27 protein-coding genes are annotated in these 23952 nt (G+C 67.6%); 22 read left to right on the top strand and 5 right to left on the bottom strand.

Annotated elements, in window-relative coordinates; translation table 11 throughout:
* Positions 1-50 precede the first annotated feature (50 nt).
* Together OG322_RS22620 and OG322_RS22625 are read left to right on the top strand one after the other, a co-directional pair.
* Entirely contained in the window at positions 51-512 is a 462-nt protein-coding gene (locus OG322_RS22620) for a hypothetical protein (protein WP_329306848.1), read from the top strand.
* Positions 490-1364 (top strand): IS5 family transposase gene (locus OG322_RS22625; protein WP_329306761.1). Its coding sequence is split into 2 segments (ribosomal slippage): positions 490-879 and positions 882-1364, totalling 873 coding nucleotides; the frame shifts between segments, so codons are not numbered across the junction. The genes OG322_RS22620 and OG322_RS22625 overlap by 23 nt, the downstream gene beginning before the upstream one ends.
* A gap of 406 nt (positions 1365-1770) precedes the next feature.
* Here the strand turns inward: OG322_RS22625 and OG322_RS22630 are convergent.
* Complete coding sequence (locus tag OG322_RS22630; RefSeq protein ID WP_329307759.1) at positions 1771-3213, bottom strand: NF041680 family putative transposase; 1443 nt, start codon at positions 3211-3213, stop codon at positions 1771-1773.
* A 131-nt stretch (positions 3214-3344) separates the two neighbouring features.
* Entirely contained in the window at positions 3345-3881 is a 537-nt protein-coding gene (locus tag OG322_RS22635; protein WP_329306849.1) for a phosphoribosyltransferase family protein, read from the bottom strand.
* A gap of 282 nt (positions 3882-4163) precedes the next feature.
* Here OG322_RS22635 and OG322_RS22640 point away from each other — a divergent pair, with 282 nt between their 5' ends.
* The 15 genes from OG322_RS22640 to OG322_RS22710 all read left to right on the top strand — a co-directional run bounded on the left by OG322_RS22640 (position 4164) and on the right by OG322_RS22710 (position 17541).
* Positions 4164-4850, top strand: a complete 687-nt coding sequence (locus OG322_RS22640; RefSeq protein ID WP_329306850.1) for a glycine-rich domain-containing protein — start codon at positions 4164-4166, stop codon at positions 4848-4850.
* Between the two features lie 198 nt (positions 4851-5048).
* Positions 5049-5321 carry a hypothetical protein gene (locus OG322_RS22645; protein WP_329306851.1) on the top strand — a complete coding sequence of 91 codons (273 nt, stop codon included), beginning with the start codon at positions 5049-5051 and terminating at the stop codon, positions 5319-5321.
* The gene (locus tag OG322_RS22650) at positions 5321-6355 is read left to right on the top strand and encodes a peptidoglycan recognition protein family protein (protein ID WP_329306852.1); all 1035 of its coding nucleotides are present in this window, start codon (positions 5321-5323) and stop codon (positions 6353-6355) included. Before OG322_RS22645 ends, OG322_RS22650 begins: the two co-directional genes overlap by 1 nt.
* Before the next feature lie 64 nt (positions 6356-6419).
* Positions 6420-6659 carry a holin gene (locus OG322_RS22655; protein ID WP_311305307.1) on the top strand — a complete coding sequence of 80 codons (240 nt, stop codon included), beginning with the start codon at positions 6420-6422 and terminating at the stop codon, positions 6657-6659.
* Between the two features lie 2 nt (positions 6660-6661).
* Entirely contained in the window at positions 6662-7042 is a 381-nt protein-coding gene (locus OG322_RS22660) for a hypothetical protein (RefSeq protein WP_311305308.1), read from the top strand.
* 1024 nt (positions 7043-8066) lie between these two features.
* Positions 8067-9095, top strand: coding sequence for a hypothetical protein (locus tag OG322_RS22665; protein WP_311305309.1), 1029 nt, complete (start codon positions 8067-8069; stop codon positions 9093-9095).
* 643 nt (positions 9096-9738) lie between these two features.
* A complete protein-coding gene (locus tag OG322_RS22670; protein ID WP_329306853.1) occupies positions 9739-10989 on the top strand; it encodes a helix-turn-helix domain-containing protein in 1251 nt (416 codons plus the stop codon).
* Positions 10990-11359: 370 nt separating this feature from the next.
* Positions 11360-11557, top strand: a complete 198-nt coding sequence (locus OG322_RS22675; RefSeq protein ID WP_329306854.1) for a hypothetical protein — start codon at positions 11360-11362, stop codon at positions 11555-11557.
* The gene (locus OG322_RS22680; protein WP_311305312.1) at positions 11554-11727 is read left to right on the top strand and encodes a hypothetical protein; all 174 of its coding nucleotides are present in this window, start codon (positions 11554-11556) and stop codon (positions 11725-11727) included. Before OG322_RS22675 ends, OG322_RS22680 begins: the two co-directional genes overlap by 4 nt.
* A 181-nt stretch (positions 11728-11908) precedes the next feature.
* Positions 11909-12397 carry a hypothetical protein gene (locus OG322_RS22685; protein ID WP_311305313.1) on the top strand — a complete coding sequence of 163 codons (489 nt, stop codon included), beginning with the start codon at positions 11909-11911 and terminating at the stop codon, positions 12395-12397.
* A gap of 97 nt (positions 12398-12494) precedes the next feature.
* Positions 12495-12917, top strand: a complete 423-nt coding sequence (locus OG322_RS22690; RefSeq protein WP_329306855.1) for an ATP-binding protein — start codon at positions 12495-12497, stop codon at positions 12915-12917.
* A gap of 426 nt (positions 12918-13343) precedes the next feature.
* The gene (locus tag OG322_RS22695; protein WP_311305315.1) at positions 13344-14549 is read left to right on the top strand and encodes a hypothetical protein; all 1206 of its coding nucleotides are present in this window, start codon (positions 13344-13346) and stop codon (positions 14547-14549) included.
* Positions 14546-15478: a lactate/malate family dehydrogenase gene (locus tag OG322_RS22700; RefSeq protein WP_311305316.1), complete on the top strand. Its 933-nt coding sequence runs from the start codon at positions 14546-14548 to the stop codon at positions 15476-15478. The genes OG322_RS22695 and OG322_RS22700 overlap by 4 nt, the downstream gene beginning before the upstream one ends.
* A gap of 19 nt (positions 15479-15497) precedes the next feature.
* The gene (locus tag OG322_RS22705) at positions 15498-16334 is read left to right on the top strand and encodes a hypothetical protein (protein WP_311305317.1); all 837 of its coding nucleotides are present in this window, start codon (positions 15498-15500) and stop codon (positions 16332-16334) included.
* Positions 16335-16407: 73 nt separating this feature from the next.
* Positions 16408-17541 (top strand): hypothetical protein, encoded by a 1134-nt coding sequence (locus OG322_RS22710; RefSeq protein WP_329306856.1) that lies wholly within the window; start codon positions 16408-16410, stop codon positions 17539-17541.
* 489 nt (positions 17542-18030) lie between these two features.
* Here the strand turns inward: OG322_RS22710 and OG322_RS22715 are convergent, their stop codons facing one another.
* The 3 genes from OG322_RS22715 to OG322_RS22725 form a co-directional block, all read right to left on the bottom strand.
* Complete coding sequence (locus OG322_RS22715) at positions 18031-18180, bottom strand: hypothetical protein (protein WP_185095295.1); 150 nt, start codon at positions 18178-18180, stop codon at positions 18031-18033.
* A 53-nt stretch (positions 18181-18233) separates the two neighbouring features.
* On the bottom strand, positions 18234-18638 hold the full coding sequence (locus tag OG322_RS22720; protein ID WP_123459749.1) for an SgcJ/EcaC family oxidoreductase: 405 nt from the start codon (positions 18636-18638) through the stop codon (positions 18234-18236).
* A gap of 229 nt (positions 18639-18867) precedes the next feature.
* Positions 18868-19578: a hypothetical protein gene (locus OG322_RS22725; RefSeq protein WP_329306857.1), complete on the bottom strand. Its 711-nt coding sequence runs from the start codon at positions 19576-19578 to the stop codon at positions 18868-18870.
* Between the two features lie 106 nt (positions 19579-19684).
* Here OG322_RS22725 and OG322_RS22730 point away from each other — a divergent pair, with 106 nt between their 5' ends.
* From OG322_RS22730 to OG322_RS22750, 5 genes are all read left to right on the top strand, one after another.
* Positions 19685-20320: a TetR/AcrR family transcriptional regulator gene (locus OG322_RS22730; protein WP_123461991.1), complete on the top strand. Its 636-nt coding sequence runs from the start codon at positions 19685-19687 to the stop codon at positions 20318-20320.
* 311 nt (positions 20321-20631) lie between these two features.
* Positions 20632-20790, top strand: a complete 159-nt coding sequence (locus tag OG322_RS22735; protein WP_241199993.1) for a superinfection immunity protein — start codon at positions 20632-20634, stop codon at positions 20788-20790.
* A gap of 475 nt (positions 20791-21265) precedes the next feature.
* Positions 21266-22849: a hypothetical protein gene (locus OG322_RS22740; RefSeq protein WP_123459748.1), complete on the top strand. Its 1584-nt coding sequence runs from the start codon at positions 21266-21268 to the stop codon at positions 22847-22849.
* A 25-nt stretch (positions 22850-22874) separates the two neighbouring features.
* Positions 22875-23456, top strand: coding sequence for a hypothetical protein (locus tag OG322_RS22745; RefSeq protein WP_123459747.1), 582 nt, complete (start codon positions 22875-22877; stop codon positions 23454-23456).
* Positions 23457-23492: 36 nt separating this feature from the next.
* Positions 23493-23942 (top strand): hypothetical protein, encoded by a 450-nt coding sequence (locus OG322_RS22750; protein ID WP_329306858.1) that lies wholly within the window; start codon positions 23493-23495, stop codon positions 23940-23942.
* Positions 23943-23952: the final 10 nt, after the last annotated feature.

Raw genomic sequence — 23952 nt, forward strand, 5'->3', positions numbered from 1 at the left:
TTCCGTGTGTTGGGCGCACCGTGGGCGCACCGCTGTCCTACGGTCCCGATATGGCGTACATCGCGAAGCGGAAGAATCAGGCCGGTGAGGTCACCAGCTACCAGGTGAAGTGGCGCCTGGGTGGCGCCCGAGACGGGGACTGGCAGACGGAGCGATTTGATGACGAGCCGTCTGCGGAGGTCTTCCAAGGAGCTGTTGACGACGCCAGCCAGCAGTGGCCGACGGGCTGGATCAAGGGGCAGGGCTACATCACCACGGTGAGTAGCGGTGACAGCGCGACGAAGTACCGATTCCGCGAGTACGCACTGCTGAGCGTCAAGAACCGGACCGGCATTGAGGAGCACTACCGCAACTCGATCCGGAAGGAGCTGGCGACGTACATCTTCCCCACGTTCGCGGAGTGCGACATCCGGTCAGCCGAGCACTTCAGCCAGGACACCATCGGGCCTGTTTCAGAAGTGGATCAAGGCCGTGCGATGATCTTGCCTCGTGGCTCGGGGAGATCTGACTGACGCTCAGTGGACGGTGCTGGATCCGCTGCTGCCGAAGGGCATCAAGCCCGGACGGCCGCCGGTGCACAGCAAGCGGCAGCTGATCAACGGCATACGGTTCCGGACCCGGACCGGGATACCGTGGCGAGATCTTCCCGAGCGATACGGGCCATGGGAGACGGTCTACGGTCTGTTCCGCCGCTGGCAGCGCGACGGCACCTGGCACTGCATCTTCGAGCAGCTCCAGGCCCAGGCCGACGCGAAGGGCCTGATCACCTGGGACATCTCGGTGGACTCCACGATCGCCCGCGCGCACCAGCATGCGGCCGGTGCCCGCAAAAGGGGGATCTGCAGGCTGAGCCGCCCGGCGGCGTCTTCGCTGAGCCCGAAGACCACGGGCTCGGACGCTCGCGAGGTGGACTGACCACCAAGGTCCACCTCGCGGTTGAGCAGGCCCAGAAACCGATGTCGCTGGTGATCACGGCTGGGCAGCGCGGAGATTCCCCGCAGTTCCAGGTCGTCCTGGGCCGCATCCGGGTGCCCCGGCTCGGCCCGGGACGGCCGCGCACCCGGCCGGACAAGGTCCGCGCCGACAAGGCGTACGGCTCCCGCGCGAATCGCGCCTACCTGCGCAAACGCAAGATCTGCTGCACGATCCCGGAGAAGCGCGACCAGATCGCCAACCGCAAGAAGCGCGGCTCCCGCGGTGGCCGGCCGCCGAAGTTCGACAAGGACGACTACAAGGAGCGGCACGCGGTGGAGTGTGGGATCAATCGCCTCAAGCGTCACCGCGCGGTCGCCACGAGATACGACAAGCTCGCCGTCCGCTATGAGGCGACCGTACTGGTCGCGGCCATCAACGAGTGGCTCTGATAGGGCCGTCGGCCCTCATGCCGGACCGGCGCCGGGCATGATGGACACCATGACCACGCCGAGCGCCGACTGGATCACTGTCACCGCCTACGAGAACCTGCCGGGCTGCCTCCGGCCCATGGCGGCCGTTCGCGCTTGACTGCGTGATCGGGGTATCGACTGGATGCCCTTCCACCAGACCGAGGTCCGTTGGGATCTGGCCTGTGGTGTCGGTGCCGACGGTCGGTGGCACGGCTGGTTCGACGTCCACATCAACGCCGACGCTCTGCGACGCCATGGACTGCACCCCGACCAGCCGACCGCCCGGGTCGCAGCCTCCTCTCCGCCCGGCTGGTGGCATGCTGCAGCCGAGCGTCACGCTCGTTGGTGATCCACTTCTGAAACAGGCCCTAGGCTTGTTCTTTATCTACCAAGATCTTCCGGGCTTGCCGATGGCCTTGAGGGTCTCGGGGCGTTTGACGGTCTTGCCGACGTCGTAGCGGGGTGCCCGGCGTTTGTTCTTGACGCCGGGTGGCCGTCCGGGGCCGGTGCCTCGAGGTTTGGGAACACGGGTCGGGCAGGCCAGGTGAGCGCGGATGTTCCTGAACCCTCGGCGGACCCGGGCGGGGGTGAGCCGGGCGGAGGCAGCTGGCTTCTCCCAGGGCCGGCGGAGGTCCTTGGCGAGGGGCCGGGCAAGCCGGAGCTGGGTGTGAGCGACGATCAGGATCCAGGTCCAGCGGTCCGCCGCCTCGGGACTACGGAGTTTCGGGGTGGTCCAGCCGAGCGTCTGCTTCGCGAAGCGGAAGGTGTGCTCCAGGTCGAAGCGGCGGAGAAATGCCTGCCGGAATCGGTCCACATCGTCCGGAGTGGCACCGGTCTTGGAGGACCATAACCACAGTGGCGGGGCATCCCGGTCCTTCGACAGATGCTCGACTTTCAACCGCATCAACGTGCCCTCGACCAAAGGGAGTTCGCCGTCGTGGTCGAGCCAGGAGGAGCGGTGGGTGAGCCTTGGGTGGACCCGGTCCCACGCCTGGGTCTCGGCCTTGCCGTAGTGGGTGGTGTCGTTGACCGTGGTGATCACGGGCTCGGGCCAGGTCTCCGGCTTGCTGAACCGGAATTCCGGGCCGTGCTTGGGCGGCCGGCCGTTAACACCATGCATCCGCGGTGGCCTCGGTAGGCGCATCACGCGGTCGGAGCGGACCCGGCCGACCAGCTCGACCGGCAGGTCGCGCAGGACCCAGGCCAGGCGGGTGACGTCGTAGCCGGCATCGCTCACGATCACGATGTCCGGGTTCCCGGCCTGCCACTGGCCTGCGGTGATGAGCCGTTCAACGACCCCTCGGAGCTGGGCGGCGGTGACCGCGGTCGCGTCGTCCGCCGGGCCGAGCCGGACCGCGTCCAGGATCGCGGTCCAGGACGTGGCGCCCGGCTCCAGAACGGCCACGAAGGAGTAGGGCCAGCCCGGAATGAACTGCGACGCGGTCTTCGCCCGGCCGTAGACGTGGCAGAACAGCCGCTCCGCCGAGCACGGCGCATCCGAGCGAAGCCACGGCGACACATCGACCGCCAGGACCAGGCGACCGCCGTCGAAACGCGGCAGCGGCAGGCCGGCCAACACCGCCCGAAGCCGATCGACGTCGATCCGGCCGTGATTCAGGCCGCCGTACATCGCTCCGTGCCCACGACGGTGCTCGGGCAGCAGCGTCAGGTCCACCGGGGACTTCACCGCACCGTCCGCACACAGCACCGCATCCGCTAGCTCGAACAACTCGTCGCGCCGAGCAGTCAGACACGCGTAGAACTCGCCCCGGAAGCGTGACGCCTCCGCGAACGCTTCCCTCCGAACAGCATCAGGCAGCAGACTCACCCTCACGGCCTTCGTCTCGGTCACGTGCACCTTGGTCGGAGCACATGATCAGACGAAGGCCGCCCCCACGTCCGCTGAACTGCGCAAATCTGCCTTAAGTTCGAGATCGGTTCGAAGCCGGCAGGTTGGACTCAGGACTCACACGGTGGGAGGTCTTTCGCAGCCAGCAGCCCTCGAACGGTGCCGAGGGCGTTGTTCGGCGCATCGGTGAGCTGCTCAACGATGACGCTGCATCCCACCCAGGTCGACCCGCACTCCTCGACCATGCTCCTGACGGCCGCAGCCTGGCTTCCGGTCTCAATCCAGTCATCGACCAGTAGAACGCGGTCTCCCGGCCCCAGCGAGGATCGCTGGAGTCGCAGCGTGTGACGAAGGCGTCGGTAGTCGGGAGCCGACTGATGCACGACTTTGTCGCCTGGGAAGAGGCCCTCGCCCTTCCGGACGGGAACGAAACCGACGCCGAGCTCGACGGCCGCGGCACCACCCAGAAGAAATCCTCGCGACTCGATCCCGCAGACTGCCGTGATCTGCTCACCCCGAAACGGTTCAACGAGACCAGCGACCACCGCGGCCAGTGCCTGGGCGTCACGAAAGATCGCCCACACGTCCGCGTGACCACCGATCCACCGGAAGTGTTCAAGCGTCAGGTCACGCGCAGTCGTAAGCATGAGCGGAAGTCTTCCGATCGCCGAACAAGGCAGCAAACCTTTATCGACCACCCAGGCGCCCGAGCTCTCTCGACATCGACCCGAGCCCGAAGATAAAGAACAAGCTAGGACTCCTGCCCTCTGCCCCTGCAGGGGCTGACATCGCCGTCCACGTGACCGCAACCCCTCTTCCACGTGGACAGCTACCCTCGTGATGCTGCTGGTTGTGGGCCGGGCACCGATCAGTCCCGAGTAGGGGTGAGTCCGCTGGCCAGCGTCTGCGCATGTGGTGAGTACTTCGTCGTGAACTCCGAGGGGGAGCTTTGCCTGGTCCCCGGTGTGATGGGGCTGCGCGACGTCCTCACGTTCAGCTCCCCGGGCGTCAGCCAGTTCGAGAAGGGCGACTATCCGTGGCTGTCTCGGGTTCGGGTTCAGGTCCAGGGCGGCGGGGGCGGATCAGGCGGCGCCGACTCCGAGGCCGGTGAAGCGATCTTTCGACCGGGCGGTGCCGGCGGCGGGTGGTCTTCCTCTCTCCTGGACGTCAGCCTGCTGGGCGCGGTGGAGACCATCGTGGTCGGGGCAGGCGGCGCAGCCGGCTCGGGTAATCAGCCAGGCATCGCGGGCGGCGCCTCGTCGTTCGGTGGGCTGGTCGTGGCCAACGGCGGCGACGGTGGCACGGCGAGCATGACGAGCGGTACCGGCATGACGACCGCGAGCGGTATCCCCGGGCCCTTCGGAGGGACCGGGAAGCTTGCGATGGGTGGTGGCGCCGGTGAGGGCGCGCTCCGGCTGAGCGGCAGCTCAGGCCGCGCCGGCATGGGCGGTGCCTCCCACCTCGGGCACGGCGGCTACGGTCGCGCGACCCACGGGCCGGGCACGGCCTCGCGCGGTTGGGGCGGGGGTGCCGGCGGCAGCGTGAGCATCGGCGGGGAGGCCCAGCCCGGATCGGACGGCGGGTTCGGCGTCGTCGTCATCGAGCTGTACGGCTGACCTGTCCGGACACCTGCGCGGACACTGTCCGGATAGTGTCCGCGCAGGTCAGACATACGTCACCAGGCCGAGGTCGGCGCATGTCCACCGTCATTCGGGGATGGTCCGGGCATGTGTCCGGCCGTGTCTGCAGGCGCTCCTCTAAACTCGGAGCGCTGCTGGTTGTGGGCCGGGCATCCTCCGACACGGAGATGTCCAATGAGCGAAGCCACCGTTCCGCCCACTGTGGGCCGCACCGTTCACTACGTCAGTCACGGAACCCCACTACGCAGCGACGGGAGCCAGGCGTTCCCGTCGGCCTGCCGCGCGGCGACCGTCACCGAGGTCGACCCGGATAACTCGGGCCGCGTCGGGCTCACGGTCACCAACCCGACCGGGTTCTTCTTCCATCCGCTCGACGCCGGCGGCTCGGTCCACGACGAGTCAGGCGGTCAGCTCGCCGGGACGTGGCACTGGCCGGGGCGTGCGTGATGGCCGTCCCGCTCACAGCCGACGAGCTGCTACGGGCGCTGCATGCCGAGGGGCTGACGGTCGTGGAGGTCGGAGACTGGCGTACCCACAACCGGAACCACAAGGGCGCCTGGGGTCCAGTACACGGGTCGCTCGTCCATCGCACAGTGACGTCCGGCACCGCGGCCACCGTCGCGATCGTCCGCGACGGATACGCGAATCTGCCCGGCCCGTTGTGCCACGGAATGATCGCGAAGGACGGGCGGGTCCACCTGATCGGCTACGGCCGCACCAACCACGCCGGAGGCGGCTGCCCGGTCGTGTTGGAACAGGTGATCGCTGAGTCCTACGGCGTCCGTCCCAGCCCGCCCACCCGGGGCAACTCCGCTGGCACGGACGGCAACAAGCGGTTCTACGGGTGGGAGTGCGAAAACCTCGGCGACGGCGACGACCCGTGGCCGGGCATCCAGTACGACGCGATCGTGCGCGCCCAGGCCGCCGTCATCCGCGCCCACCGCGCGAAGGGCGACGACTGGGGCCTCGAGGCCAAATCGACGATCGGCCACCTGGAGTGGAGCTCCGACAAGGTCGACCCGATCGGATTCACCATGCCGAGCCTCCGCGCGGACGTCGCGGAACGGCTGCGGCACTCTGCGAGCTGGAACCCCACGGAGGACGACATGCCCACACGAGCCAACCCCCCGGTCAAGAAGGTCGCGGCCCGTCCGGGCGCCGAGTGGCTGACTGTGCCCCTGTCCGGCCCGATGGTCAACGGCGCTGCTCACTACTCCGGCACGGTGACGCTGCACCTGGCCGGGATCACGGCAGGGGCGACGGTGCAGCTGCGGTTCTTCGAGACCAAGGGCGGCAAGCGCACCAAGAGCGGGCAGATCGTCGAGCGCGTCGCCACGGACGGGGACACCTTCGTGGACGTGACCAATGGGGGCGGGCATGTCGATGCCGGCGCCGCACTGGGGGTGGAGTACGCCGTCTTCGGTGACCAGGCCACACACGACCTGGTGTCCGGCCAGGCACAGATCCTCTACTGGCCGTAGCGGCGCGCTGGCCACCGCCATCACCCCACGGACCTACGTCATCAACCTGTAAAGGACTGCTCTCATGGCCACTCGTACCCCGGTGGAGAAGAAGGTTAGCTGGGCTACGGCCGCGGCCTACCTCAGCTCGACCGGCATCCTCGCCATCCTCGCGACCGTCCAGGACGACGCGCGGCTGCTCTCCTGGATGCCTGATGCGCTCAGCCCGTTCGCCCTGGCCCTCGTGCCCACGACCATCACGTTCGCGGCAGGGTGGAGGACCCGTTACACCCCTCCTCGGGCGCCTGCGCCCGAGGAGGGGTGAGCATGGACGGCACAGGGATCGAGGCCGTGGACGTGATCCTGGTGTGGGGCGGTGCTGTCACCGTGCTGGCCGGCGCGGTGGTTGCGGTGTGGCGTGCGGTCCGTGGCGCGCTGCACCTGGTCGGCAGGGTGGATGAGTTCATGGATGACTGGACCGGCGAATCAGACCGGCCCGGTGTGCCTGGCCGCCCCGGTGTGATGGCACGGGTCTCCGGTATCGAGGACCGGCTGACTGCCGTCGAGCATGAGATGTATCCCAACAGCGGGGCCAGCCTCCGGGATGCCGTGGACCTCGCGAACCACAGGCTGGCCCAGCTCTGCCCGGACGAGGGTGCCCCGATCGCATCTCCGCCGGCTGCGAGACCTCCGGCCGCAACCTCATGATGGCCACCCGCCCCCGTGGTTCTGGGGACGGAAGGTTTCACGGACCGGAAGATCCCCCCCCGAAACTGCTGAGATGTCAGCTAGTGGACTTCCTCGTCGGGCACTCACTCTGTGGGACCTTGTTCTTTTCTGACAGCGGGGAGCCGTCCAAACCGACTCCGGCCCAGTAGACACCGATGGAGGATTGGGGCTGGCCGGAGGTCGCGGTGACGAACACCTGGGAGACGTATCTTTGCCCCCCACGGGTAAGGCCTTCGACTTCGATGACACGCCCCCCCGCAGTTGTCTTTGAGTTTCTCACTGGCGCGGTGCGCAAAACGCGGGGTGGGTCGGCTGGCTTGAGGCAGTTCGCGGCGGCTTCCTTCCAGACGGCTTGGCACGCACCGACTTGGTAGGCGTACTTCTTGCAGAAGTCGACTCCATCTCCACCCGCAGGGGCGGCTGCCACCTGTTTGAGGACTGCAACCGCCTCCTTCTCGCTGACTGCTGGAGCAGTCGTCGGGGCAGCCTCATGCCTCTGCGTACCAGTACCGCACGCTGTGACGAGGGATGCTACTGCTACGACGGCGAAGGCAAGTCCGCGTTTCATGAGTCTCCTCCGGTATGGGGCGAGGGGCCCTCAGTCCTTGCTGAGACGCAGCCCATCGGAACCACCGTGCGCCCTATGGATCTTAACTGAGCACAGTCTGCTTTCTCCTTGGCTTCCGTACGACGAAACTCACCAAATCTGATGGCCGCTTGAGCCTTATGGGACCGACATGGGCGACTCGTTGCAATATGACCGAAATGGGGCGCCCGTTACGTTTTTGTGTGCGGCGCGCACATTTGAGTAACGGCTATTCTTTACGGGTCACATTAAGATAGAGGCCCGGGTTTTTGAACCCACTCTGCATGAGTTCGGACCTCATGCTTTGCTCAAGTTTCGAAAAGGTCGAGACAGGAGCAACGCAAGTGATGCACTATTCCCTTCGTCCAGAGAAACCAAGGGGAGGGTAAAATGAGAGCAACGAGACGAAGAATCGCCGTGGCTATCTCTGCTGCTACAGTGCTGCTTGGAGGCGTAACGGCTTCGAGCACAGCTCAGGCGGCCACCGGTGCGGAATCTGTTGCTGTGACGTCGTCGAACTCCGGCGACATCACATCGTCGGCAGAGGGGCGGAGAGCGCTCACGGAGTTCGCCTCCAGCGTCAGCGGCGACGCGCCACAGCTTGCGGTTCGGAGTGCAGCGGATCTGGCAACGGACTACCGAGTCCTGCAAGTCAACATGACTCAGATCCGTTCGCAGATCGCCCCAGGGGTTAAGTGCGTGGACGCTGAAGGCGACACGTATGTGCAAGACCTGCTCGTTGCCCCGCGAACCGTAGAGAACATCCGCTACGAGGTCAGCGCCGACATTCTTCAAGACCCCAACTACAACCCAAACGTGGCGGAAAGTCGATGTAAGGCTGACGTGTTCTGGGACGAAACAGCCCCGGAGGACGTCAACGACGATCCAGATGTGGCTGCCCGAGTCGCACCGTACACGCAGAAGTACGCGAGTGACTGCTTCTCCCGCAAGGCGCAGTACAAGTCATTCCTCGGCGATAACGTGTACTTCTCGTACAACGACTCCTGCTGGTCGGACTACGTGACGAAGTACGACGGCAACTCGACCTGGAATTATTACAGCGTCAAGGCGCCCTCCTCATGCCATAAGAACACAGCCACGTTTCTTACGTCCTGCGGTCACGGTGTAGAGCGGAATGCCGCCAAGGGCCCGGCTGTGAAGTGGGATGACTGGGCTCCTGCCGCTGACTCTAACGGCTCGTGCAGGGACAAGAGTATCTCCGTGTCGGTCGGCCCTCTGTCCGTTGGCGGCAGTTACACCCACTGCGAGACTCAGAAGATCCACAAGTATGCCCAGAACGGCCAGATGAGCTCTTACTGGGCCGGCAAGGAGGAGGGCACCCGTGCCACTCAGCACCAGGTGTCGGTGAAGGTCGCTCAGAACGCAGGGCGCCCCCGGTGGACCCACTGGATCAACTCTGATGCCTGCCTGCCCTGCACCAAGTAGTAGCGGATGAGGTGCTTCGCTCCCGACGGGTGCACCGGCCTTTGCGTGCAGTGAGACCGTGGCCTGAAGAGTTCACCTCATCGATCGAGTGACGAGAAGCGCTGACGCCGCGCCAATGGGGCGGCGCCAGCGCATTCAAGCGGAACGGGCCTTGAGCGAAAAGGGGTTGAGGCCCTTGCCGAATAGGTGCCCGTTCTTCCCATTGTTGCTGGGCCTCCGCCTACCGTTGGAGGGCACGCTGAGCGTGATTCGTCAAGCCGCGCGACAGGTCGGCGCCAGCGTCGCTGTGACCATAAAGCCCCGGCCGACGGGACAGGATCGCTACCGGGTCACGCTGCCCATCGGCGACCGCCCCGTTGCGCGCATGGTGGCCGGATCACGCTCACGGACGAAGCGGACAGCGGGTGGTCATTGAAGCCGTAGTCCCTGCACGGTGAAGGCGCCCCGCTCCTCCCGAGCGGGGCGCCTTTGTGCCCGGGCCGGTCAGGAGCCGGGAGCGCCTCCGCCGCCGGCGCGGACCATCACCTCAAGCAGGCCGGACGGTCAACGTGTATGCGGAAGGGCCTCACGAAAGAAGTTCGTAAGGCCCTTCCGCCGATACCGGTCCGCGCGGCGGGAGTACCGTTCCTAGTGGACGCTAGAAATGGAGACCAGCATGCCACGTTGGAGTGAGTACACCACCGGCGAGCGCATCAAGATCCTGCGGGGAAAGACCATCCGGCAGTCGGATCTCGCGGAAATGACCGGCCTGTCGCTTCCCACGATCCAGGGGGCGGAGCAGGACAAGCGGCTCACCCTGCCGACGCTCATGAAGATCGCCGCAGCGCTGCGCGTCGACACGTCCGTCATTCTCGGGCAGCAGGGGCCGCGCCGAGCGATGGAGCACGGGGACCGCACCACGATGCGTCAACTGTCTTGCGCCGTGCACGACTCGGCTGTCGGGCTGCTACCCCTGGGCGTCAACGCGCCGAGCGCAGACGAGCTTCGACAGACCACGAAACGGTGCTGGGACCTCTACTGGAAGGGCAACTATGTTGAGGCTGGCGCGGTCGCGGCGCTGCTCCTCGCCGAAGCCAGCGCCCACGTGCACGCGCAACCTGCTAGCGCGCAGTCCGAGGCGTGGGGCTTCGTCGCGGACGCCTACCGTCTCGCCGCGTATGTAGCGAACCTCATGGGGTCACGCGATCTGGCGTACGCAGCCATCGGCCATGCGCAGCAAATGGCGGACCGTGCGGGGGACGGCATGCGGGCCGCCCTGGTGGCGTCGGGCCGGTCGTGGATCTACCTGCGGGACGCGCGGCTGGAGGAGGCGCTCGCCCTGGCGGAGAAGTCTGCTGTGGACATCGAGCCCATGTTCTCGAAGGCGACCGTGGACCAGCTGGTGGCGTATGGAAGCCACGTGAACTTTGCGGCCGTCGTCGCCTCGCGTATGGGCGACAAGGAGCGGGCGGCCGACTACTTGTCGCAGTCCCACGCAACAGGCGCCCGTATGGGTGCCGAGCACCGAGCTTATGGGACCGTCTTCGGTCCGGTGTCGGCGACGACGCAGGCGGTCGGTGTGAACGTCGCGCTGGGGCAGACCGGGAAGGCACTGACACTCATCGACTCGATCAAGGATGTGTCGACGCTCTCTGGAGCGGCCCGGAACCGGTACGCGATGGACAAGGCCATGGCGCAGGCGGATGCGAAGATGTTCGATGCGTCGCTCGACACCCTGGAGGAGGCCCTTGTCGCTGCTCCAGACTGGGCGCGCCATCAGGCCCTGCCGTCCGTGATTGTTCAGAAGGTTGGTCTGGCCAATACGGCGCGGCTACGCCGGGTGTCGAAGCTGATCGGCGCCTCCCCGGCCGGAACTGGCAGTTTCCTGCCCGCCACTGCTAAAACCGCGCTGTAACTCGTACGCCACGTACGAGTATTGACGCTTACTCATATGCCACTCATACGCCTGGTGCGACTCCCGGTCTGACCAATCGGCAGAGTCGTACGGGGCGTTTCTTCCGGTCGCCCCCCGTTAGCGGGACGGTTCTCGCATGAACCGGACCCCACAGCAACGGGCTCGCCGCGCAGTTCTGGCCGAGGCAGCGAGCGGCGGACTCCGCGAGGGACTTCCTGCTCGCATCTCTCGTGTCCGTGTCGTGCTGTACGACTGCCAGCCGGCGCCCGCGGATGGGCAGCCCCTGGCTTCGCACCGCGTATTCGCTGAGGCGCGAGACTGGACGATCGTCGCCGAACTCGTTGACACGGCACCGCCCGGAACGCCCGCCATGACGTGGCCGCTCTGGCCGCGCATCGCCGAACTGTTCGAGACGGGCCAGGCTGACGGCATCGTCACCTCCGCATGGGAACCCACCGACGACGACGTCCTGTCGTGGCTGCTGGAGCGCCACGCCTTCGCTGCGTGCATCGGCACAACGGCTGTCGCCCGAGGCCCCGGACAACCTGACGGAAGCCGTCGGCCGTGAGCAATGCTGCCGCGCCGAGCGGCCTTGAGTGGGCTTCGCCCCTGCCGGAAGAAGACGTCTCCGGTGACCGGCACTGCTTGAGCGTGCTGGCCAGCCCGAGCTGTTTCGGGTTCCTCGCGTTCGTTGGCTCGTTGATCGCCGCCTGCGCCTGGCACGACCTCGCCATATGAGGTCTCGGAGCCACCTCGTTCAAAGCTGATTTGCCCATCAAGGACAGACGTCCGGGAGCTGACGATGCCGAGCACACACGCGAGAGATAACGAAGCCGCCGGCCTCGTTCCGACACGCCCCCGGGCGGCTGATGCGAGTACTGCGCCGAAAGCAGCGGCGTTATCGACTCGTGCCGAGCGGATGCTCGCCTCCGGACACTGGCTGTTGTCGGCCGCTCCGGTAAGTGCGCAGGCGAAGGCGGAATGGGAGGAGAGCGGGGCGGCCTGGCTGCGGCCGAGCTTCCTGTTCGCGGCCGTCATCGTCCCGGCCGGTGTCGTCCACGCGGCTGTCGGTCTCGACGGCCCGGAGGCGTGCAGGGCGCCCCTCGCTGAAGCGCTGGAGTACGGCCCGCTGTTCTACAGTCCGGACGACTTCTCCAACGAGGGGTCGTACACCGCGCTGGTGCCGGGCCGCGTCGCCAGGCTGCGGCCGATCCCCGGCGTCGTGATGCACCCGCAGCGCGCCTTGCTCCTGGTCCCCGCGCCCGGCGTCACCGCGCCGGACGACAGCGGGCCTTGGTGGGTCTCGCCGCTCGACGGTCCCGGTCTGCTGTGCCCCCCGGAGCGCGTCGCCGCCCTGGTCGCGATGGGCCGGGGCTTCCTCGCCGCGGAGGAGCCCCAGGATGCTTGAGACTGCCACCCGTACCCCGGCCGCCCTCGCGGTGCCGACTCCTTCGGGGGCGGTCGGCCGACGTGCTTCCCGGCATATCAGGATTGGTTCGCTCGTCATGGTCGAGACCGGAACGGGCACGCTGCCCGCCTACACGGAGACACTGCCGAGGATTCCCGAATCCGCACGCGCCGCGCGCCGCCTGGTGCACCTGGCGCTGAACGTGTGGGGCCTGAACGGGTTGCAAGACGCCGCCGAGGTTGTCATCAGCGAGCTGCTGACGAACGCGGTCCTGCACGCGCGTCGGGAGTCAGTCCGGGTGACTGTGACCCGGCTGAGCCACGAGCGGGCACGGGTCGCCGTGGTGGACATGTCGAAGAAGCAGCCCGATCTCCGGCCGGCTGGATCGGAAGAGGAGTCGGGCCGGGGCCTGGCGATCGTGGACGCGCTGAGCGGCGGACGCTGGGGCGTCGAGTCGTTGACGTGGGGGAAGCGCGTGTGGGCCGAACTTGGCCCTAGGGAGGGTGAGCCCGGTGAATGAGCGCACTCGTCAGATCCTGTACGTGGTGCTCCTCGCCTCGCTGCTCAGTGCCCTGATCCTCGGAATCAAGGACGGATAGTCGCCTCGTGGACCGAGAGTGGACTACTGGCCTGTGCTGGCGCTGCGAGGCGCCCGACGTTCCCGTCCTGTGGCTTGGACCCGCACAGAGCCTGGAGAGCGGGGATGCCCCGTACTACTGCTGCTTGTCGTGCATCCGCCGAATCGAAGCCCTGATCCGCGCCCATAACCGGGCCTGATTACCCGTCGCGCTCCCTCTGTCCTCATCCGGTGCAGGGCGAGCGGACGACCGAGCATCCGCGGGGCGCGTGGCGCCTTGGGCCAAGGCGGTTCCCGTTTTTGCCGCCTGCCTCATGCCCTCCACCCCGGAGCGGGTGCAACACCCCATCCCAAAAGGAGAGTTGGCTGGTGACACTCACGACGAGCGAGAACACGGCGGTGAGCGCGGCGCTGCTGCACACCGCGAGCCAGCGGGCCATCGCCCGCTCAGTCGAAGAACTGTGGCCGGACAAGGAGATCGTCCTCGGCCCGCAGTGCCCGAGCATCACGTCGTACGTCTGCCGGGTCACGGTGGACCACGAGGAGTTATTCGCCAAGTACTCCTGGCTGGGGCTGTCGCTGGTGTCGATCCTGCGGGGCGCCGGGGGGACGTGGCAGGAGGTCCAGGACGCTCAACTCGCCTACGTCCAGAGCCCCGACCTGCTGACGGTCCGGGAGGCGCAGAATCTGGATTCGCTGCGCAGGATAGGGCGCCCTCGGGTGTGTGAGACGGCCGGCCTGCATGGTGGGGTTCTCCTTACCCGGATCGCGGATGGGACGTCCCTGGCTGACGAGATGGCCGCACGTCCGTGGGAGACGGGTTCTCTCCTCGACGCGGTCCTCCTCAGCCTCGGCGACCTGCACAGCCCGGCCCGTGCCGAGCACCTGCGAGGAACTGCACAGATCAGTGAGCGGTCCGTCGTCGGCGTCTTCCGCAGGAAGTTCAACGGCCTGAGCACGACGGCCTATCTGCGGGCGCTCGGCCAGGACAGCGGGCTCCCGGAGCGCGAGCGCCAGGAGGTCGTGGAGCTGGTGCAGGGGACGGTGTCGAGGCTGCTCCGGATGGGCTCTGCGGTCTCATCCCGCCGGGGCACCGTGGTGTTCGGGGATCTCAAGCCGGAGCACGTCTTCATCGACGGCGCCCGGCTCACCTTCATCGACCCCGCGATGCAGCGGGCGGCCGGACCGCAGCCGGACATCGCGAAGCTCACCGGCCGGACGCTCCTGCTCGCAATCGGGCATCCGGAACCGCAGTCCGGACGACAGATCATGCAGGGCGTCGCCTCGACGCTCGCCCGGCACGTCGCGTCGTTGCCCGAGCAGAAGCGAGCGGCCCGGCTCCGTGAGGTCCTGGTCCTGTGGCTCATGGACACCGTGAGCATCCTGAGCACCTGCCTCAGCGCTCCGCCGGGGCTTCCCCTGGCTCCTCATCAGCAGACCCTCATCGCACGGGCCCGTACGGTGGCCGGCCTCGTGGACCGGGTGAGCGCGCTCCTCGTGGGGTCGATGGCTGGCCCCAGGCTCCTGGACGCCGTCTTTTCCGAAGTGGAGCACAACACCAAGGGTGCCCGGTGAGCGGCTCGGCGGTGGGGATCGTCGGGGCGGGTGCCGTCGGGCAGACCGTCGCCGCGAGCCTGGTCGCCGCCGCGCTGCCCGGACGGCTCCTCGTGGTGTCCCGGCGACCGGATCAGGTTCACGGCCTTACCGCCGACCTCCAAGACCTCGCGGTCTCCGCCCGGTCGGGCACTATGGTCGAGGCCGGGGAGGTCGCTGACCTCCACGGCTGCGATGCGGTGGTCGTCGCCCTCCGTACCGACTTCAAGAACACCGCCGCGCGGGACATCCGACGCGGCGGCGCGGTGGCGAACACCCCCGCGCTCGGCGCCCTCGCCCGGGAGCTGCACGGGTTCGGCGGAACCGTCCTCGTCGTGACGAACCCCGTGGACCTGATGGCCCGGGTCTTCGCCGAGGCGTCCGGCTGCACCCGGGTCTTCGGGATCGGTTCGAACCTCGACTCCGCCCGGTACCGAATCCTGCTGGCCCGGTATGCCCAGGTACCCCCGGATGCCGTGCACGGCCATGTGATCGGCGAGCACGGCGACCGGGCCGTGGTGTGCGCGTCGACGACCACCGTCGCCAGCCGCCCGGTCGACGTCCCGGTGCGCACCGTCGTGGAAGAGCTCCAACGGCGACCGGCCCTGATCCGGACCGGCATCGGCCGGACCCGCTGCGGCCCTGCCGGTGCCGTGCTGTCCGCGCTCCGCATGACTCTCGGCCTGGCCGACGGCATCGAGGAGCTGTCCGTGCCGTACGGGGATGTCTGGCTCGGACTCCCCCTGCGCTTCAACGGCGGCCAGGCCGTACCGTGCCTGCCCCCGCTGACCCGTTCCGAGCGCCTGCGTCTGGACTCTGCGGCCAGCAGTCTCCGTGACGCCTACACCGCGATAGTCGGACACGCCCCCTGGCCGCAGCCTTCTGCCCTCACGAGGAGTCGCAGTGAATGAGTGGACCCGCGAAGGGCCCATGACCGAGCCCGCATACACCTTGGCCGACCCGCAGAGCGGTCGGACCTTGGTGAACTACCACCTGCGCGAACTGGGTATCGGCGAGACACAGTTCGTCAGAATCGGCGATGACGGGCTGCGCTACGGCCGAAGTGAGAAGCCTGCGGATATCGGGGTGTGCCGCGCGTACGTGCTCACCGAGGCTGCCTGGCCCCAGGGAGCTGAGCTGTGCGTCATCGTGGATTGGTCGCCGGACGCCGCGCTGCGCCGTGACGCGGCAACGGGCAAGGTGCCGGCCGGGGCCGAGGACCACTGGCGTGAGCGGATCACCGCGACCGCTCAAGCTCTGGAGTCCCTCGGCTACGTCGTGGAACCGAGCCGGTTCCGCTGCTCGCCCCGGTTCCACTTCACCGCCGAACTGCTCGTGTACCGGATGACCAGCGGTGTGCTGCCGAGGAGGGCACCGGCAGACTCCGACTGGGCACTGACGAAACCCGTCCCGCCGCACTACCAGAGACACGGCTGGACGTGGCAGGAGCAGGCGCCGGAGGATCTCGTTCGCGACGCCCTGGGTGAAGCCGGGCTCCACCCGAACCGGCAGGACCAGAGGTCACCGCACGGCCAGGTCGGCGTTCGCCGCATCACCCAGACGGTGTGGCCGCCCGAGGCCGACCGCTGCGCCTTGGTTACCTGGTGGCCTGCCGTCGGAGCCGAGAACCACTGGACCGAGATCCACGAACACCTTCAACGGGTCCTGGGCCAGGCCGGCCTTGTCGTGCGCTCCCGTGCACGCCCCTGGAATCCGGAAGAGGAGACAGCCGAATTCCTCGTCTACCGCGTTGCCTCATCACCCTGACAGTCACGCCGGCACAGAGCCAGACCGCGTGGCATCGCCTCTATGCACCTGCCCCTACCGAAAGGATCTCCGCATGATCAGCGCTACCCGACTTGAGGCCGCCGCGGCGGCCGTAACCGTGCTCAGCAACCGACAGGAGGTCACTGGCTGGGCCCTGCGTTACTTCGGCCCGTGGTGGAACGCCGCGCCGGTGGACGCCACCGCCGTGTGTGCCGGATCCGTGGTGATCGCAGACGTCAAACAGGACGCCTACGAGAAGATCACCCGCCTCGTCCATGACGGCCGGTCCGTGGAGCCCGTGGACTACGCGAAGCACGCGCTGCTGGTGGCGCGTGACGGCGAGGACATCATCGCGACGTCGCCGGAGGAAGGGATCGCGTACCGCAGCACACCGTCCGCCAGTCGTCTCGTTCTCGCCGGGATCGATCCGCAGCCGCTCGCCCTGGCCGCCGCCCGCATCGCGCGGGAGGCGATCCGCGGGCAGCTCCTCCGCGACGGGTGGGCCGTGCTGCACTCCTCCGCTGTTCTGCGGCCGGGGGACGGAGCGACCATCCTCACCTTCGGTGACAAGGGGGCCGGGAAGACCACCACGGCGCTGCTGCTCGCCTCGCACGGCTGGCAGCTCCTCGCCAACGACCGGGTGTTGGTGAGGCCGACCGGTGAGCGGGGCGTCGAGGTCGTGCCGTGGCCGTCCGCTGCCGCGCTCGGCCTGGGCCTGCTCCACTCGCTCGGCTGGGACGTCCGGGCACGGGAGCACCTGCGGGACGGGGGGAGCTTCCACCCGACTCAGCACGAGTCGGTGACCGAGGCGCTGCTCGCCGGCGACCACACGCCGTTGTGGGAGAACGCGAAGAGGGAGCGGAAGGTCCAGGTGTTCCCGGACCAGTTCCCGGGCCTGTTCAATGTGCCGCTGGCCACCGGGGGCGTGGCTGCCGCCCTCCTGTTCCCCCGGATCGATGCCGATGTGGCGCCGGACGTCGTCGACGGCACCCGCACGCTGGGCGAGGCCGACTTCATGTCCGGGGCGACAGAGGACCGGTACCCGGATGTATTCGGGCAGGCCCACGGCGTGAACGGCGGCGGCCGGGAGAGTGCCCGCGCCGAGGTGGCGGCCCGGCTGGCGGGACTGCCGCACCACGCGGTCCGGCTCAGTCACGACGTCACGGCGAGTGTGGCGGTGCTGTGCAAGGTCGCGGACGCGATCTGACCCTAGGCTCCGTGTGCCGGAGCGAAGCCCCTGCTCGGGTGCTGACGTAGAAGTGGTGTGGAGGCCTGAGTGACCAGTTTTGGACACTCAGGCCTTTCGCGTGAACCACCACAAATGGTCCGTGCGCCCACGGGCGCACGGGTGCGAAGCGGAACGAGAAGGGACGGGGGAGGACGGGTCAGAACGGGTGACGCGGCCCAGGTCGGGCACGAAATGCCTGGTCAGCGGCCTGCCCGGATCCGGTTCGAGTCCGGTTCCGGGCACCACCGCGCGCATGCTGCCTGACCTGCATATACGGCTGATTCCGCATGCCCCTCTTTCGGGTGTTGGGCGCACCTTGCGCGCACTGCTGTCCTACGGTCCCGATATGGCGTGCATCGCGAAGCGTAAGAACAGGGATGACGAGGTCACGAGCTACCAGGTGAAGTGCATCCCTTGGGCGGTGCCCGCGACGGGGACTGGCAGACGGAGCGGTTCGATGACGAACCGTCAGCCGAGTTTTTCCAGCAGGCCGTGGACGAGGCTGGCCAGCAATGGCCGACGGGCTGGGTGAAGGGCCAGGGCTACATCACTACGGTCAGCGTCGGCGACGCCGAGACGCGGTACCGGTTTGGCGAGGGTGTCCAGCTCTGTCTTCACACACTGACGTTGGACGCCCTCGCCCCATGCGTGCAGCCGGTCCCTGAAATCGATCAGTCGGCGGCGACCTCCGTGTTCTGGCAGGCGGTCAGCAACCAGCGGCCGTCATCATGCTTGGACATCACGTACAGCGGAGCCCCCTCTCTCTCGTCGCCCGGGGCCAGGTAGAGCTGCCGAACCTTGACCGCCGCGACGTCCGGGCGAATGAAGAACACGTGGACCACCTCGTAGGTGACCTTGCCGTCCCAGTTCGTCGCCGGGAGGACCTTGCGGGTGAACTCCGAGATCGCGCCGAGCCCTATGAGAACCTTGCCGCCGCCCGTCGTCCAGACCGCGTCGGGGTGGAAGAGGGCAAGGAACTCATCGGGGTTCTTGTGCTGCTGTGAGTGCTCGACGGTGGCTACGACCTGTCCGATGGCTTCGACGTCTGCGGCGTGCGCCGTGGATTCCGTGTTCATGTGAACCACGGTGCTGGCTCAAGCGCGGTTGAGGTCAAGAGGTGATCGGTCCAAGGTGCCGGCGGCGCGATTCGGCGGGGGCATCGGCTGAGGACGTGCACCCGGCGGCGCTATCGCCCGCGTCCGGCAGCGAATTCTCGCGCTGCGGGCCGTCATGTGGCGTAACGACCAGACCGACAACCCGTTCCGAGGGCCCGGCCGGGAACTCCCGGCTGCGCGGTGCCGGGACTCAGGCCGCCTCGTGCGGGACTTCCCCGGCCGGTGCGGGGCGGGCCGAGGTGCGGTGGGTGAGGGTGCAGGCGGCGGATCCCAGGGCGAAGCCGTAGACGGATACGAGGCCGTGGCCGTTGGACTGGGCGAACCAGATCGCCAGGCCGAGCGCGGGTACGGCGGCCGCGAGCAGGGTCTCCTTCAGGCTCTCCCGGTCGTGGCGGCGGCCGGTGCGCAGCGTGCGCAGGAGCAGGGCTGCGGACAGGGTCGCGGCGAGGAAGTACGTGGCGCCGGAGCTTCCGGCGAAGTTGCGGGGGTCGGTGCCGTGGCCGTTCTCGCCGGACAGGGCGTCGATGTACTCGGGCAGGAGAATGCCGGCGAGGAACAGGCCCAGCGTGAGCGGCGCGCCCCAGAACCAGTTGGCCAGGCCAGCGATGACGGCGAGGGTGGCGATGTTCCATGCTCCGCCGAGGGGGCCGCCGTTCTGCATGAAGGTCGCGGTGACGGTCCGCCACCAGCCGGACCTGGCGGGGTCGCTGTCGAGGGCGTCCATCGCACCGGACCAGCAGAGCTGGGTGATCACCCCGGCGAGGGCGACCGCGGTCAGTCCCACCGCCGCCCACGGGATGCGGCGCCCCCGCAGGGTGTCCTGGCCGACGAGGGCCAGTCCGCCGTTGAGCATCAACATCATCAGTGCCGCCGTGGTCACGTTGAACAGCAGTCCGCCCATCGTCACCACCCCCCTTCAAACGCTGTTTGATTCCCGTCGGTGATGACAGTAGGCGCGTCTCCGTCAATTTTCAAACGATGTTTGAAAGTCGGCTACAGTGGGTCTCATGAAGCTGAGCACAGACCGGATCATCGACGCCGGCATGGCGGTGTTCGCCGAAGCCGGCTACCACGGGTTGTCCATGCGGCAGGTGGCGAAGCGGCTCGACGTGCACGCCGGCAGCATGTACTACCACGTGCCCAACAAGAGCGCTCTGCTCCAGCTGATGGCCGACCGGCTGGCTCAGCAGGCCTACGACGCGGGCAGCGCCGCGCTGGCCGCACTGCCGGACGGGGCCGGGTGGCCGGAGCGGGTCGAGGCCCAGGCCGTCTCGCTCCGGCGGAGCCTGCTGAGGCATCCAGGCGGCGCGGTCATGTTCGCCGACAGTCCGAAGGTGCTCAGCACCGGAGCACTGTCCCTCATGGAGCGGCTGCTGCGGACGCTGAGGGACGCCGGTATCCAGGACGAGCACCTGGGCATCGCCGGCGACACGGTGTTCAGCCACATCACCGGGTACGTGCTCCAGGAACAGAGCGAGTCGCCCGCCATCGATGTCAGCGCCGAGGACGTCGCCGAACTCCACCGGCGCTTCCCGATGACCGTGGCCGCGGCGGCTGTCCACGGCCCGGACGAGAAGTTCGTCCGCAGCGTGCGCCTGCTCTGCGCCGGAATCCGGGCGGTCGGCGAGACAGGGCGTCCGTGACACCGCACCAACGGTGTGCCGTGACACCGCATCACTGTTGTGAGCAGCGCCCGGACCGTCGCTGACGGCACACCCCCGCCATGGACTACGGGCCAGCCCTGGGCTGCGGGCATGGACGGCAACGCATCGGGCAGCGCCTCCGGCGCCGAGGTTCCTCGCGGCGGAGGCCGGTCACCCTTCGGTGATCATGGCTGACGCGCTGTGGACAACCGGTGGCGGCTGTGGAGAATGGACTTCCTCATCCGGTCGTAGTGGGGGGTCATATGAGTGTGATGTCAATTGGCGGGTTAGCGCTCATAGTCGTCATAGTGGTGGCCTATTTTCTGCCGACCATTATCGCTTTCGCGCGAGGGGTGTCGAACAGTGGCTCCGTACTTGTGCTGAATCTGTTTCTGGGCTGGACCCTGGTTGGCTGGGTCGTGGCGCTGGCGATGGCGGCGCGCAGCAGTCAGCCGCGTCCGCGGATGTGAGTTGTCCGCCCTTCGGTGAATTCCCGTCGAGGTGACGGTTCGACAAAGCGTCAAGGCGTTTTCAGTATCAAGGCGTCAAGGCATCAAGACGGCAAGCGCCAATCCGTCCATTTCCATGAATCATGAACCGTGAACGTGGGTTGTGGGTTGGCTTCCGTGACGGTCCGCCGGCTCTCCGGCGGGCCGTTCTCGCGGCGCGGAGCGGCGCGGCGCGATGCCGCGCGATGCGATGCGAACCGGCCAAGTCGTGCGACGTGGCATGGCGGCCCCGGAGGCCGGATGCCACGGCCCGTCGCCACGCTGCGTGACGCCATCCGTGCAACCCGCCACGCACCGCCCTCTTTGTCCGCGGGGCGGGTCCCATCGACCCGGTGGCGTCTGCGAATTGGGACCTGGATTGGGCCCACGGGCCCGTGCCGTATCAGGCGCACCTCTCATAGCCTCCCTGCCCTAGGGCCATACGGGAGGACAAGCCATGCCGCGGACGAGGTATCGGGAGCCCATACCCAGCAACAGACGGGGTGACCGGGGTGCCACGGCGTTCGAGTACCTCGGCACCATTCTGGTCGTCGTCTCCCTTGTCGGCGGTATGGCGGTGGCCGGTCTGGGCGGGCAGATCAGCCACCGGATCCACTGCCTTGTCGCATCGATCGGCGGCGGCAGCGGCGGGTGCGACACGGGCAAGGGTACTGAGGCGGGCGGCGATCCCAACGCCGATTTCGAGCCCATCACTTGTGCGACGGTCACGAAGTCCGGTACGCAGGGCGGCAAGATAGGCGTCTCGTTCGAGACGCTCGGTATTGAGTTCGGCGGCGAATTCGGCTTCGAGGAAACGACGTCCAAGGCCAAGACCGACGTCAATAAAGACGGAAAGATCGACGGCAAGGACGAGCAGGTCTCGCTCACCTTCACGGATGCCGCCTCGGTGAAGGGTACGGAGAAGCCCAAGGCCCGCGTCAAGATCGGCGATGTGGGCAAGGACAAGGTCGAGATCGGTGCCGGTCTCACGGTAACCACGGGCGATACCTGGGTGTTCAACAGCCAGAAGGAAGCCGACCAGTTCCGCAAGGACCTCCAGGAGTACAAGAAGCTCAACCGGCTGAACAAGCTCTCCAATCTCAGCCCGGTCGTGGGCGGCGCCACCGAGGTCGCCAGCTGGTTCGGCAAGGGGCCGAGGGCCAAGGAGAGCCGCCTCAAGAAGAACATCGAGGACAAGCTCGGCAACAAGCACATCACCACCCAGAAGCTGAGCCTGGAGGTCGCCGCTCAGGCCGGGTTCCAGTTCGGCGCGGGGATGAACGCCCCGGACACGACCAACCCCGACGGCACGACCACCTCGGCCCCCAAGCCGGGCGCCACCATCGAGGCGGGCGTCAAGATCTCCGAGGCCCAGGAGGTCACCCTGACGCAGAACCACATCAACAACACCGACGCGTACACCTACCAGGCCAAGGCCACCGGTGGCGCGTACGCGAAGGGAGAGGCCGGACCGGCCAAGGCCGGTGCCGAGGCCAACGGCTCGGCGACGGGCGCCATCACCGTCACGGTCGACAGCAAGACCGGCAAGCTGAAGAGCATCACGATGACGCGGACCCTTGAGGGGAAGGCAGAGGCCAACGCCGGCCTCAAGGGGGACGTCAACGGCAACAAGAAGGGCGGCGGGACGACCACCCAGGTCGTCACGACCACGGTTCCGCTGGACGACAAGAACCTCTCCCCGGCGGAGTCCGACCGCATCAAGGCCCAGATGTTCTCCGGGCAGGGCATGAACAGTGCGTTCAACTACCTGTTCACCGGCACGCCGGTCCCGACCGAGGACCCCGGTACCGACGACCCGTTCGGCCACTACGCGTTCCAGCACGGCCAGGTCAGCAAGCAGGAGTACGACGGTTCCTCCTCGTCCGAGGAGATCGGTCTCGACGTCAATCTGGAGGTGGCGGGCATCAACGGCGCCTACACCAGCTCCGAGAGCGAGAAGAACCTGCAGAAGGCCGAGTTCCTGGGGGCTCCCGCCAACGGGCAGCGCTCCTTCGTCCCGTACAGCTACTGTGCGAACTGATCGATCAGTACTAGGAGACGTGATCATGACCTACCGTTCCCTCCGCCGGACGGTGCAGGCCGTCGCCGTCACGACCGCTGTCCTCACCGCCGGTCTGGCACTCTCCGGGTGCGGCTCGGAGGAGAAGGACGCACCGGCCGCGCCCAGCGGCTGGAAGGAGCTGTCGGGACCGACCGTGTCGCTCTCCTACCCGGCCGGTCTCACCGAGCAGGGCAAGGCGGAGCTCGGCAAGCTCAACGACGCCGCGGCTCTCCGTACCGAGGGCGACCGGCCCACGGTCAAGGTGTCGATCCAGAGCGGCTTCGCAAACGCCTCGAACGGGGACGACGCGGCCTCGGTCGGCAGGGCCCTCCTCATGGCGACCACCGAGGTGAAGGACACCAAGGACGCCGACATCAAGGGTGCGAAGGGCGCGAAGCGCATCGACTTCAGCTACACCGGTACGGGTGTGCCGCAGTCGCCCCCGAAGGGCGCCGAGGTCAACGGCGTGGTCATCACCGGCGTCGACTCCAAGGGCAAGATCTACTCCGTACGCATCGACGCCCAGGCGGGCAAGCTGAGCGACGCCGACCGGACGAAGATCGTCGACAGCATCGAGGTGAAGTAGTGCCCGAGCGCCGGCCGACGACGAAGAGGCAGTCGAATGCCCCGATCTGACGCATCCCGCGGGTACGCTCCCGCCCCCGCCGGTGACAGGCCCCGGCTGTTCGACCTGATGCTGCCCTGGGCCGCGGGCATCCTGGTGACCCTGATCACGGAGCTGGGCGTCGCGGTGGTCGTATGGGACTGGGTGGCGGGCGACGACCCGTCGAACGTGGCCTCGCCCGCCCGTACCATCCTGTTCCTGCACCTGCCGTCCGCTGTCTGCATCGCGCTCGGCACCTGGGCCGCCGCCGCGCTGCACCGTTCGCCCTCACGGGATTCGCGCGTACGGCACGGCCTCGCCGCGTTCGCGCCCGCCGTCGCCCTGCAACTGGTGATCTACGTGTCCCAGGGAGGCGACCTCACGGTCATCACCTTCCTGGTTCAGCTGGCGGTTCTGCTGGTGGGCTGTGCGGTGGGCTTCCTCGCCGACAGGCTGCGCAACGGCTAGAAGCAATCAA

Source organism: Streptomyces sp. NBC_01260, assembly GCF_036226405.1.
Taxonomy (GTDB): Bacteria; Actinomycetota; Actinomycetes; order Streptomycetales; family Streptomycetaceae; genus Streptomyces; species Streptomyces laculatispora.